12 protein-coding genes are annotated in these 11,466 nt (G+C 40.9%); 3 read left to right on the top strand and 9 right to left on the bottom strand.

From position 1 onward, the window contains the following. Position 1: 1 nt before the first annotated feature. Positions 2 to 1,078, bottom strand: coding sequence for a DNA cytosine methyltransferase (locus ACGHP5_RS12000; RefSeq protein WP_390566968.1), 1,077 nt, complete (start codon positions 1,076 to 1,078; stop codon positions 2 to 4). Between the two features lie 240 nt (positions 1,079 to 1,318). Between ACGHP5_RS12000 and ACGHP5_RS11995 the strand changes: the two genes are divergently transcribed. Next, positions 1,319 to 1,765: a very short patch repair endonuclease gene (locus ACGHP5_RS11995; RefSeq protein ID WP_337756015.1), complete on the top strand. Its 447-nt coding sequence runs from the start codon at positions 1,319 to 1,321 to the stop codon at positions 1,763 to 1,765. A 567-nt stretch (positions 1,766 to 2,332) separates the two neighbouring features. Here ACGHP5_RS11995 and ACGHP5_RS11990 read toward each other — a convergent pair. The 6 genes from ACGHP5_RS11990 to ACGHP5_RS11965 form a co-directional block, all read right to left on the bottom strand. Next, positions 2,333 to 3,763 (bottom strand): UvrD-helicase domain-containing protein, encoded by a 1,431-nt coding sequence (locus ACGHP5_RS11990; RefSeq protein ID WP_390566966.1) that lies wholly within the window; start codon positions 3,761 to 3,763, stop codon positions 2,333 to 2,335. 5 nt (positions 3,764 to 3,768) lie between these two features. Further along, a complete protein-coding gene (locus ACGHP5_RS11985) occupies positions 3,769 to 5,481 on the bottom strand; it encodes an AAA family ATPase (protein ID WP_337756013.1) in 1,713 nt (570 codons plus the stop codon). Positions 5,482 to 5,485: 4 nt separating this feature from the next. Then, positions 5,486 to 6,523 carry a PDDEXK nuclease domain-containing protein gene (locus ACGHP5_RS11980; protein ID WP_337756012.1) on the bottom strand — a complete coding sequence of 346 codons (1,038 nt, stop codon included), beginning with the start codon at positions 6,521 to 6,523 and terminating at the stop codon, positions 5,486 to 5,488. 18 nt (positions 6,524 to 6,541) lie between these two features. Continuing rightward, positions 6,542 to 6,745, bottom strand: coding sequence for a helix-turn-helix transcriptional regulator (locus tag ACGHP5_RS11975; protein WP_337756011.1), 204 nt, complete (start codon positions 6,743 to 6,745; stop codon positions 6,542 to 6,544). Between the two features lie 840 nt (positions 6,746 to 7,585). Next, positions 7,586 to 8,659, bottom strand: coding sequence for a DUF3871 family protein (locus ACGHP5_RS11970; protein WP_337756010.1), 1,074 nt, complete (start codon positions 8,657 to 8,659; stop codon positions 7,586 to 7,588). Further along, entirely contained in the window at positions 8,637 to 9,356 is a 720-nt protein-coding gene (locus ACGHP5_RS11965) for an AAA family ATPase (protein WP_337756009.1), read from the bottom strand. Before ACGHP5_RS11965 ends, ACGHP5_RS11970 begins: the two co-directional genes overlap by 23 nt. A gap of 278 nt (positions 9,357 to 9,634) precedes the next feature. Between ACGHP5_RS11965 and ACGHP5_RS11960 the strand changes: the two genes are divergently transcribed. Together ACGHP5_RS11960 and ACGHP5_RS11955 are read left to right on the top strand one after the other, a co-directional pair. Further along, the gene (locus ACGHP5_RS11960) at positions 9,635 to 9,973 is read left to right on the top strand and encodes a type II toxin-antitoxin system RelE/ParE family toxin (protein ID WP_337756008.1); all 339 of its coding nucleotides are present in this window, start codon (positions 9,635 to 9,637) and stop codon (positions 9,971 to 9,973) included. 11 nt (positions 9,974 to 9,984) lie between these two features. Continuing rightward, the gene (locus ACGHP5_RS11955) at positions 9,985 to 10,296 is read left to right on the top strand and encodes a helix-turn-helix domain-containing protein (protein WP_195285307.1); all 312 of its coding nucleotides are present in this window, start codon (positions 9,985 to 9,987) and stop codon (positions 10,294 to 10,296) included. Positions 10,297 to 10,742: 446 nt separating this feature from the next. On the opposite strand, the gene ACGHP5_RS11950 is transcribed toward ACGHP5_RS11955, so the two are convergent. Beyond that, positions 10,743 to 10,949, bottom strand: a complete 207-nt coding sequence (locus tag ACGHP5_RS11950) for a hypothetical protein (protein WP_390568432.1) — start codon at positions 10,947 to 10,949, stop codon at positions 10,743 to 10,745. Between the two features lie 12 nt (positions 10,950 to 10,961). After that, positions 10,962 to 11,213: a hypothetical protein gene (locus ACGHP5_RS11945; protein ID WP_390566962.1), complete on the bottom strand. Its 252-nt coding sequence runs from the start codon at positions 11,211 to 11,213 to the stop codon at positions 10,962 to 10,964. Between the last annotated feature and the right edge of the window lie 253 nt (positions 11,214 to 11,466).

Below are 11,466 nucleotides of genomic sequence, written 5' to 3'. Positions count from 1 at the left end.
GTTATTTGTAACTTAATATTTTCTCCATAACAGCCTTTGCCAACAATGGCGGGACAGCATTGCCAATCTGCTGCTGCACATATGATACCGGCCCTTCAAATATGAAATGGTCTGGGAAGCTTTGCAGCCTAGCTGCTTCACGAACAGACAGTCCTCTATCCTGATGAGGATGTATAAGCATACTTTTTCTATAATTCGATATCACCACAGACGGCTTGCTGCCAATCAATCGTTTATAGATTCCGCTATGGCATCGTTTTTTATCTGCATAGTTCCCCATTAAATGGTCGGGGATAGATGACCAGTTTTCACCTTCCCCAATGTATTTGTAACGCTCAATGACATAATCTCTATTTCGTGAGACAATGTTTTGTGTTGGTGCTTTTGATTTTTTTCTCATTAATTGAGCATACGGAGTCGCCTGCTCAAATGAAATCGTATACTTCCCTTCCATTAGAGTTTCTCCATTGCAGAGAACCGGCAAATCGCCGATTGCTTCATCAACAGAAACCAAATAATCGAATTTGTCGGGGAATTCGAATTTTATTCCATTTTTATTTCCAACAATAAACAACCGATTCCGGCGTTGCGGCACGCCATAGTCTGATGCATACAAAATCTTTGAGTTAACTTCATAGCCTATAGCCCTGAATCGTTTTTCTATATGATTTTGAATGTTCTCGTCTCCATTTTTAAACTTTGTCAGACCATATACATTTTCAAATACAAACCACGTCGGATCGATGTCATGGACAAAACGTACAAACTCCTCAAACATTCTGTTATTCGGATTAGACATATCCCTGGTTTTTGTATTCGAGAGTGAAAATCCCTGACAAGGGGGGCCTCCCATTATTATAAAAACAGGTTCGGATTTTAAGCCGTCAGTTGAAAGTTTTCTAATATCTTCACAGAAAACCGTGGCTTCTTTAAAGTTCTTTCTATATGAAGCCGCCGCATGAGTGTCCGATTCAACAGCATAACGCATTGATATGCCAGCCATTTCTGCACCCAAACTTAAACCGCCTGCCCCGGCAAAGAGGTCTATGCCTATATTTTTTTTATTGGCTTCCTTCATTTTATGGTTTGCACTCCTCATAATTTTTATTTCATCAGCATGTATATGCCGAATAGCATTATACAAAGATACGAATTTTCTACATGTCAGAGCTTAAGCTAAATAAAAAATAATACGAAGTATTATAATATCGCCGCCTTTTTGCTAATTATTTTAATGTTGGATTGCTGCGATTACATACTCTTTGACGAATAATTCATATCTTTACAACGGTAATACATAAAAAATTAAAGTGTTCTTATGTCAGACACATTGACCAATGAACAGCGCCATCATTGTATGACTCAAATTCGTTCCAAGAATACCAAACCGGAAGTTCTTGTAAGAAAAGAATTGTTTCGCAGAGGATATCGCTATCGAATCAATGTCTGCAAACTTCCAGGCAAACCGGATATCGTTTTGCCGAAATACAAAACTGTAATCTTCGTAAATGGATGTTTCTGGCACGGACACGAAGGATGCAAACATTTTGTCTTGCCAAAGTCTAATGTGGAATACTGGGAAACGAAAATTCGCGGTAATCAGCAAAGAGACAAAAATGCCATAATAATGCTTCAACAGGCTGGATGGAATGTTATAACAATATGGGAATGCAGTTTAACAGCATCTCTATTTTTGGAAACTATTGACAAAATTGAAGATGCAATTACAAATTGCAGGAAAATAATCTTCTTTCCGGCAGGCTGAAACTCCGACCACGCTTCCAAAGCGAAAAATGCCTCGTATAGTTTTTGAACTGATTGTATTTCTTATCTGCAACCATTTGTAATCATTCTCGAAAGTTTAAGAGGAGATCTTTCATCCTTCCGAAGGATCTATTGCAAGTTGTAAAAAGTAAGGAACATTGTGGTGGCATTTGACTACTGGAGTCTAATGCGCAGGCTGTATCTAAGTTGATTACGTAAATAGCAACAGCTCAAGTCGGAGGAGGGTGCCCTAATGCTTCTTAACCATATTGAGTTGTGGCGACTGAAGGAGGGTAATTGTTGACCATCGAGCGTTAGGCGCAAGCGTCATCGAATGTGGAATCATCAAAACGCTTTCTAAATTTTAGGATCATTCGGTTTTAAGCCCACTCCTATAAGCTTGACACAAAATATAGGCACGCCATCTTCGTATTTTTACGATAAAATGAAAAGAAACGAGAGTCTGCATTATATCCATTTCTCGAAGAACAAGCCTGAATTCTTTTCCTGTTTTAGGATATTTCAGTACTTGAACAAAATTGCATCAAGATTTAAGGACTCAATCTTTTTATTGATTAGGATTTAGGATCGGATTATTTGAGATTATAATTAGCCGTTTGCAGCAACGCGTGAGGGCGACATACAAGTGCTTTTTATCGGTAAAACGCTGAGCATTAAGAATAACAACTGTATCGAATTCAAGCCCCTTAGTAAGTAAGGTTGTGCCAATTCCTCTTCCTTGAACTTTACGTCCTCTTTTTCTCAAAATATTTCGATTCCGGTCTATTGATTTTGTGGCTGAAATTCCAAGTCGCGCTGCATCTCGAAGGGTCTGACAAATATCTCGTAAACAGTCTGTACGATAAATCCTAACATATGGCAACTCCGCAATAGCTTCAATTAAAAGTGCAATATCGGCATATGATTTTTTTGACACTAACGATGTTATAACTGTTTCTAATTTCCTTCGGATTTGCTGATCTGCGGCAGACCTTTTATTCTTTAGACCGCCTGCATCATTAAACCAAACATTAATTTGAGTTTTTGCCCCAACTTTACGCATTAAGTTAACAATAGTTGCAATTAATGGATATCCGCTTGAATTATCAAACGACAAACAACTTGAATAAAAAATCTTGTCATCTATAGATTCAACCATTTTTAACTGCGGAAACTGTTGGATAAACTTTATCCGAGGTTCGATAGATTCACTTGCAGGATGTATTAGCAAAACGCTATCTTCGCGTAAGGCGTTAAATATACGGTCTTTATACAATGAACGTGGAGTTGCATAGTCGTTTTCAGGTGCCTGAACCCATTCGATTTCAGAAAAGTCTTGAAGATTAATAGCATGGGAAGATAGGAGTTTGCTTCGTATAGAGGATAATTCTTGTCCCAAAGCATTTTTACCCGCATTATTCCATCGCCACGGTATATCCAATGTCTGACAATTATCGTTAAACGGAGCAAATGATGCATCGGAAAAATTCACGATAGATTCTCTCCTAAAGCCAAATATCCCCTGTAACGGGTCTCCCAAAATGTGTGTCTTCAGCGTATTGGACAAAGCCATAATCATTTGATGTTGTCCTGTGGTACAATCCTGATATTCATCTACTATAAGATGATCATATTTGATGAATATAGACCTTTTTATTGGTTGAGCTCTTAATATTTTTGTTGCATGCTCAACAGCAAATAGGAATAGAGCCCCCGCATCAGACGATTGAGGCATTTCATCTTTATTGATATGAAATACGCGCGTAAGGTTTAGGGCAAAACTACAAATGGTTTCAAGATGGTAAGACGAAGGTGATAACTGCTTCTGGTTGAATTTCTCTCTCAAAGAAGCAACTCCCGCATGGGTATGAGTCAGAACTAATATTTTCTTCTTGCCATCATATGAGGCGATACATTCGGCTATGGTATATGTCTTGCCATAACCTGCCGGCGCAATAATCATACTTTTGTCGGCAGAAAGAAAAGTGCTTATATCCATACTAATTACTCATCAATCCAAGTGGAAAGAGCATCTATCATACTTTTAAGACGACAACCATCTGAGAGCTCAGAATAATGTGACAAAATACAATCACCCATAAGTTCGCCATATGTTTGCCTCTTATACCAATCTTTATTTTTTGCCGTCGTCCCAAGAGCTTGCCTTAACTCTATACTTTCATTATCACACCAGTTTTCTATCTGTGCTATTTTATTCTGCAAATTTGCATTTGTACTATCAAAGATTCTTTTTTCAGCATCTTTATTAGAGACTCCATCATCTTCTGCAATTTTTCTGACTGCAACTTGAATTAGTTCCTTAACTACATTCCAAGGGACATCATTAAACACTTGCTGTTCGATGGAATACGGCTCTTCACAATCTATTACTTTTATCCCAATATCATTAAATTCTTTTTTGCGTTTATTAATATCAGTGTTATCCGAGTCACACAGCAAAGCTGTCGGATATGATAGAGCGTTAAACCCCAATACATAGTTAACCATCTCATTTCCTGTTCCATCTACAAATCGCACACCTCTGCATGCGGCAGAGATTTTGGTATTATGAATCCGAAACTGGTTAAGAGAACGGCAGAAACCAACTTCCGTGGCACCTTCACATACTAATGTTCTCTTTGCAAAAAAAGCCTCAGGATTCTTTCGAATGCATCCTTGCAATTCTCCTTTAATATGTTGTAAGCAGGAAGCACCTTTTCGTAAAATAAAGAGAGATGTACAAGGGATTTCAATAATGACATTACTTGAATGAGTCGTAATGATTACTTGCTTATCAGTATATTGAGAAAGTCTGTTAGCAAGATGTTGAACCCTATCAGGCTCTAACCCTTGTTCAATTTCATCAATTAAAATTATGCCTGAAGGTTGAGTTAAAGCTAATTGGATTGCAAGAGATAGAATCCTTTTTGACCCTTTCCCCTTTAACCGAAATGGAATCCCATCCTCGTGAATGCTGACCTTATTTTCGCTAATTGCAATATCTCTATGGTCAAGCATCGCTTTCATCTCATTTAATGTTATCCCTAATTCTTCGGACACTGCTCTTATCTTCTCTATAACTCCATTAAAACGGTCGCCGATATTAGCATCAAATGCATTCTTGGCATCACGAACAACATCTAATACAAGATTTTCATTATCAGACATATACTCGCCACACAACTGCCTGTATAGGCTATAAAGAGGAGTCACTTTATTCAAAGAAAAATGACGTTCTATATAGTCGGACACCATATATACATTTAATTTTCCCCTATCTGTGGCTTTGATAATAGATGGCTCAATGCCATTGTAAGAGACAACCTCCCATAAGGGTTCTAAATCTCTTCCTATTGTAAGGCGTACTGTAAGCACTTCTTGAGCATCTATGGCTTCATCGGATTCCATATCATCAATCAATCGACCATCTGTCGTAATTCCTCTGAGATGATTGCTATACTTTGCCACCAAATCATCTGGAACATCTGAAACAACACCTTCAATGATTATGGGCGATGAAGCATCGCACATATAAAAATCACTGTCATTCAGACGGAGACTCCAAGATTGCGCAAAGACATAGGCTATTGCGTCCAAAATAGTAGATTTACAGGTATCACCTCGTCCGATAATACATGTGATTCCATCCGAGAATGTCTGCTCAAAAGATTCAATTCCTCGAAAATGTCTAATTCTTAGATACCTTAATTTCGCCATATGCTTATTCTTGATTGTTCGTCCCGTGTTGTTCCAAGAAGAATCGCTTTTGTTGCTCAATCTCATTGCGCAATTCATCTTCGGTTGGCATATAGGTCATATACTTTGCGGCATAGAGTTGTTCATTGTCATGAAGCACTGAATATCGGGCGATGGTGCTATCGGTATCGGTGCAAAGCAGAACGCCTACAGTCGGCGCATCATCAGTTCCTTTTACCAAATCATCGTACATCCGTACATACATATCCAGCTGCCCGATATCCTGATGCGTCAGTTTGTGCGTTTTCAACTCGAAAATCACAAACCGCTTCATCTTGAAATTGTAGAACACCAAGTCTATATAAAAATCAGCCGTGTCGGTGACGACATGTTGTTGCCTCTCTACAAACGCAAAACCCCGTCCGAGTTCGAGAATGAATTTTTCAAGATTATCGACAAGAGCCTGTTCTAATTGAGATTCAGAGTAGTTGTTATCCCGATGAAAGCCCATAAACTCCGCCACCATCGGATTCTTGATATACTCCATAGGGTCGGAGCCGCTTTGAGGTGCAGGCATTGCTATATCTTCGCGCTGTGCAGCAAGCCTTCGCTCATAATACTGCGTAGAAATATTACGGTCAAGCGTCTTGACGCTCCACATATCGTCTGCCGCAGTTTTTAGATACCACTCACGGGCTTCGGGGTTACTTACGGAGAGGATGCGGCGGATATGCGACCAATTCAGATTTTGCACATGCGTGTGCAAAATATTCAAATCATTGAATTCCAAATAAAACTTACGATAATATGCCAAATTTCGCCTGCCATATCCAGTCCCATATTCGGCAGTGAGTCTATCCGCGAGGGCAGGGATGAGCCCCTTGCCATAGTCGGCACGGGCATTACCTTGTTGTTCTTCCTCTACAATGCGGCGACCGACATTCCAATAAGTTAGAATAGCTACTTGTCCGGCTACTGAAAAAGCACGCTTGCGCCCCTCCTCAATTATGTTGCGCACATCGGCAACCAACGAATCCGATATGATAATATTATTCTCCTTCATAATTCAGATGCTCTTTTCTTATTCGGTTCTCAATAGGTCATTTACACTTACATTCAATACTTTGGAAATATGAATAAGTGTTTCAATATTAGGTTGATTCGTATTTGTAACCCACTTGGAAACCATTGCAGGGTCCTTATCCAGCTGTTCAGCTAACCACTTGTTAGATTTATTTTTCTCTGCAAGGACGACTTTAATACGATTAAAAAGTTTCCGTTCCATAATTATTCTATCTATACAATCTCTTACAAAGATACAGATAATTTTAATAATAAATGAGCAGACAAGTCATTTATCACGGAAAACAACTAAAAAATGAGTAATAAAACAATTATATTCGAAGAACTTTAGGACATAAGGTCAATATCCCTCTATGTAGTCGATTGTTACAATCTAATACAATTATAAACCCTACGTCAGTTATAATGCAACCACCTCTCTCTGTTGATTGCCGCCTCCGAAATATAGTTTTAACGGGAACATTATGGTATCATTTGGATGTCGACGCCAAATATATCTGGTGTAGTTCAAATGATTATGGAAATAGTATCAATTCAAGCGTGGTGCTGAAAACTTACTTTAGAAAGTCAGGTCGTAGGAAACCTTGTAGATTAAAATAAGCAACAGCCCCACGCCTATATCCATGAATGGATATGACGCGGCAAGATGTCTGCCCTTCTCTGCTAAAAAGTGAATTTCCTACGTTCGACTTTCGAGAATAAGCAACACTTTCCGTGTTTGTCGTATGTCCCACAAAGATAGGCAAGACAAACTAAAAAGCAAAACATCTTTCCGATTTCTCGGAACTGTTGCAGATTGAATTATAAAGAACAAGCCGACATATCTCCTCTAATAGTGAGTTGCAAATCACTCCAACCCTTAATTATCGAGAATATGCCAGCGTAAAGTCGATATTTTGAGCATTGGAATTATATAAAACCATATAATGCGCAATAAATCAACAGACAGCATCATTGAATATAGGTTATTGTCGTCTTGTTTACCTATCAAAGAAAATACCCCTGCCGTCGTGAAACAGCAAGGGTATTCTTCTTCGTTCGGTTATTCCAGAAACCACCTGTACTGGGCATCGCCTTCAATGGCTCTGCCAATACCCGTGATAAGCTCGGTAGCATTCAGCGAACGGTCAAGGAACGTATCTATGTAACTCGACTTGTTGGCTCCCGTAAAGAGGTTATAAACCCTCCAAAGGTCAATCTCTGGATTGTCCCCTCTGGAAAAGTTCTCGTCAGCGTAATACGCCTTTGCTACGGCGTTGATATGGCAGTCCGTAAACTCCATTGCGGGAAGCAGTCGTTTCTCTGCCGTAGGCAGGTATTGGTACAACCGCGTCTTGCCGATAAGCTGGGCGAATTGATGCTCGGTAAGGGTTCGTTCCTGCATCGCAGCCATCAATTTTACATGACGTTCGGCATCATACTCTCGGAACAGGCGCAAGGTGGCATCGAACAAGTCCTGCACTCCCATTACCCGCAGTTCACTCTTGAATCCATCGGTTGAAACGCAAAGGTTACAGCACACGAGGTTCTTGAAGCCGATGAAGACCTTGAATTTCTCCACCGTCTTCTTGGAATAGAGATTCTCGTGGTTATAGGCTCGCACCCCTCCAATCGAAAGATTCAGTCTGTTTCCTGCCACATCCTCGTAAATCGTGGGTATCTCGAAACAGAAAGCCATCCGTTCGTAATAGATGGTCTTATCGGTTTCCAAGAGCTGGTTCACGGGCTTGTGGATGGCTTCGGGAATACGCCCCTTGATGATATGGGACACGACTATATCGGGCGCGTCGATTACCTCCTGCGGGAACATACGGTGTGCAGCCCCCAGCACCGTTTCGATAAAGCTCTGGTGGGAGATGGTCACCTCGTTGTCCTTGCTGAATACGGGAACGACGCAATCCGCTCTCAAATGGGCTATATCGACAGGCTTGGTGTTGGCCTCGATAAAGTGGCGGTTATGCCGTACACCTAAAGGAACGACAACACCCGTCGTTGCTGATTGGGCTGGTTGTTCTTCTACAATCGTTGTCCCCTCTGCGGCAGGGTTATCGAGAAAAGGGCTGTCGGAGTTCAGACCGACGGCAAATTCTGCATTAGGCTGAAACGCTGGGTACATGGTGGTAGGGAGTTTGAGGGTGAACACTCGGATTCGAAAGGTTGCACCATTTGAGGATGGCCTGACCGACAGCGGGCGTGATGAGGAACTCGGGACGGCCCGTGAACAGTCCCGTGCGGTCTTTGGATGTGGTAGCCTTGTGGTTCATGGCTATATCGAGGACTGCGGTAAACTCGTAGTCCACGTTGTCGCGCTGTACGGCTTTCAAGCCCACTTTCTCTGGAACCATCTTACCGTTCTTGTCCGAGAGCACATAATCCTGTTTGCTACGCATGGTGCAGATAACATGAGCGGAAGAGGTAAGGATACGTTGGATAAAGGCGTTCTGACGGGGTGTGACTTTGGCCCAGTTTGCAAAGGAGTTGCCTTGCAGGTTGGCATGGAAATCCAGCAGATAATCCCAGCAATGGGAAATGCTGTCGATGATGATTACCTCGGCTCCTGCCTGCTCACAGATACCGATGGCCTCGATGTAGGTTTCGGGAGCATAGTTTTCGAGGGTGAGGACTTGATAACCGCCCAGATGGGCATAAAGGTCTGCCGAGCAGTTCTCGGAATCGATGACGGCGATTTTAGACCAGTCGCCCGTCATTCCGTAAGCGATCAGAAGCGACGAATAGGTCTTGCCCGAACCCGAAGCTCCCGCCAGAGCAAGCCGCATCTTGGCTGCCCGACGCATGGATTGTCTTAATTGCATAACTCTACGAATTAGATGATTAGTAAATTATTAAACTAAAAAATCCAATTTTGGAGTTTTGGTTTGCAATCCTTAATAATTATCATTCCCCATTTCAATAAGGGGGGGGGCTTTAACAGACAGTATCTGTATATGCAGGGGATATATTTTATAAAAAACAGGCATTATAGCCTGTTTCTGATAAACGCCTACGGCGTGTATTTAAAGAGAAAAACAGATATTAAGTTTACATATATAGAAACTTTTTGTATCTTTGCAACGTATTACCGATAAAAGGAATGGAACCTAAACCGTTGTTTGATGTAAAATATTGGGAAGATGCCTACCGTTTTCTCCAAAAGATAGATGAAGCCTCACGGTTGAAGATTTTGGAGAATATCGACAAGGCCCGTTATGCATTAGACCCCAAATTGCTGAAAAAGCTGACAGGAGAGATTTGGGAGTTCCGCACGAAATATGCAGGTATCCAATATCGGCTGTTGGCCTTTTGGGATAAGCGGGACAGCGTACAGACATTGGTAATCGCTACGCATGGTTTCAAGAAGAAAACCCAGAGAACGCCCAAACAGGAGATTGACCGAGCAATACGGATTCGGTCTGAATATTACGAAGAATAAAAAATACGGATATGGCACAAAAACGAATTTATACACATGATGAGGTAGTGAATACGCTGGTCGGAGAAAAAGGTTCGGCCAAACGGGATGCCTATGACCTTACCATCGAATTGTTTTTGGTAGGTCAGACCATCCGTGAGATTCGGGAAAAACGCAATCTGACACAGGAAGATTTGGGTAATCTTATCGGTGTGAAGAAAGCACAGATTTCACGCATAGAGAATGGGCAGAATCTGACGGTTGCAACAATCCTCAAAGTTTTCAAGGCTCTTGATGTGGATGCCAAGTTGCATATTGCAGGAAACTCGTTGGCCTTGAATTAGATTGTCTTCAACTTAATATTGAAAAACTCCAATCCGCTGTCATTGTGGGTTGGAGTTTGTATTTTTTGTCTTTTGAGGATAAGCGCCTACGGCGCGTATGTAAAGAGAGAAATTGGAGTGACGCAATTTTCAAGGGGTATATAAATAAGAAATTCCCGAAATATGTCACCGTCTCTTATTAGATGAAAAAGCCCTCGTGCGTAAGCACGGGGGCTGTATATCTAAAATGCAAAACCGCTGAAATCTGCTTCGATTTGTTGTTCTCGCTCTATAATCTTCCGATATTGTTTCTGCATATCGAGTGCTTTTATAAAGTAAGGCAACGATACCTTTTCGGGCAGGTTTTTACACCGTTTGTTCAGTTGGTATGTAATCGTTATCGGTTCCGATGCAGATAAATTTATCGAATTGTATTTTGTAAGCAACACAGACATTGCCCGCTTATCTCAATTTGGAGATATCGCACCTTTGGATTTGCAGAATTCGCATATCTCTTTATAAATCCCTGCGGCAGTCTTTCTAACTGCTGAATTGATAAAACAACCTGCCGTCAGTTCATAACCTTTCTCTATGGCTTTTATAAGCCCTAATTGCCTACATTCATTTAATAATGCAGTTGTTGTATTACGGGACAATCCGACAGCCTTTGCAATCTGGCTGTTGCTTCATTGGACAGTATCGGTATTATTAAGGCATACCGACTTTAATAACAGCAGAAACCCTGCAATCTTGGCGGGATAGTTCTTTTTAAAGAAACCGTTATCTAAAAAGAAATAATCTTTGTTCGCTGGCTTTATATAATAGGAATTTCGCTTTATAAAGCCCCTGTCTGCATCTTCTTTAATGGTGGTCTGTACGGTCAGATAACCCGCATCCTTTAAGCGTTTGATAACACGGCGGATAGTTCGTTCATCCAATCCCGTCAGCAGGGATAGTTTTTCCTCAGTTATATGGGATATGTTGGTCTTGTGATTGGAGCAACATTTAATGACGGCTCACACATAAATATCGACGGGTTTACTGTTTCCCGTCTGAAAGTTCACGATTGATTTGGGGATTACGGTATAATTCATCGTTAGCAATGGAATTTGTGTTATTGGTAAATATAATCTCTTTTAGATGCAATAGTTTCCGAAAACAGGCAATGCCGTAATGCTCTTTAGCCTGCTT

The organism is Alistipes sp. i18-0019-D1, assembly GCF_042852885.1.
Classification (GTDB): Bacteria; Bacteroidota; Bacteroidia; order Bacteroidales; family Rikenellaceae; genus Alistipes.
Note: the sequence above shows the minus strand (reverse complement) of the source record. Positions and strands in the feature narration are given on the sequence as shown.

What these genes read in the sequence shown, in the direction of transcription:
- ACGHP5_RS11955 (WP_195285307.1), top strand. Translation starts at nt 9,985, where the DNA reads ATGGCACAAAAACGAATTTATACACATGATGAGGTAGTGAATACGCTG.
- ACGHP5_RS11975 (WP_337756011.1), bottom strand. Translation starts at nt 6,745, where the DNA reads ATGGAACGGAAACTTTTTAATCGTATTAAAGTCGTCCTTGCAGAGAAA.
- ACGHP5_RS11960 (WP_337756008.1), top strand. Translation starts at nt 9,635, where the DNA reads ATGGAACCTAAACCGTTGTTTGATGTAAAATATTGGGAAGATGCCTAC.
- ACGHP5_RS11990 (WP_390566966.1), bottom strand. Translation starts at nt 3,763, where the DNA reads ATGGATATAAGCACTTTTCTTTCTGCCGACAAAAGTATGATTATTGCG.
- ACGHP5_RS11965 (WP_337756009.1), bottom strand. Translation starts at nt 9,356, where the DNA reads ATGCAATTAAGACAATCCATGCGTCGGGCAGCCAAGATGCGGCTTGCT.
- ACGHP5_RS11970 (WP_337756010.1), bottom strand. Translation starts at nt 8,659, where the DNA reads ATGTACCCAGCGTTTCAGCCTAATGCAGAATTTGCCGTCGGTCTGAAC.
- ACGHP5_RS11995 (WP_337756015.1), top strand. Translation starts at nt 1,319, where the DNA reads ATGTCAGACACATTGACCAATGAACAGCGCCATCATTGTATGACTCAA.
- ACGHP5_RS11980 (WP_337756012.1), bottom strand. Translation starts at nt 6,523, where the DNA reads ATGAAGGAGAATAATATTATCATATCGGATTCGTTGGTTGCCGATGTG.
- ACGHP5_RS11985 (WP_337756013.1), bottom strand. Translation starts at nt 5,481, where the DNA reads ATGGCGAAATTAAGGTATCTAAGAATTAGACATTTTCGAGGAATTGAA.
- ACGHP5_RS12000 (WP_390566968.1), bottom strand. Translation starts at nt 1,078, where the DNA reads ATGAAGGAAGCCAATAAAAAAAATATAGGCATAGACCTCTTTGCCGGG.